At 66.9% G+C, this 266-nt stretch carries 1 protein-coding gene; it reads left to right on the forward strand.

What is annotated here, in order from left to right:
* A partial coding sequence (locus SB679_RS24635; RefSeq protein WP_410704912.1) for a proteasome accessory factor PafA2 family protein occupies positions 1–266 on the forward strand: 266 nt, incomplete at both ends.

Genomic DNA, 266 nt, shown 5'->3' on the forward strand with positions numbered 1-266 from the left:
GGGCGGTGGGCGAACCGCCGTCGGACACCCGGGCCTATTTCCGTGGTCGGTGTGTTTCCCGGTTCGGCAAGGACGTGGCCGGGGCCAGTTGGGACTCGGTGATTTTCGATGTTCCGGGGCTCGGCAAGCTGCAGCGGGTACCCACGCGGGAACCACTGAGGGGAACGAAGGCGCTCACTGGAGCCCTCTTTGACCGGCATCAGGAGGCGGCCACTTTCCTGGCCGAACTGCTGGGACAGGAGCCACCTCCGCCCAGGAATTCCGGC

Origin of the sequence: Chryseobacterium sp. SIMBA_029 (genome assembly GCF_046535275.1) — a bacterium.
GTDB lineage: Bacteria > Bacteroidota > Bacteroidia > Flavobacteriales > Weeksellaceae > Chryseobacterium.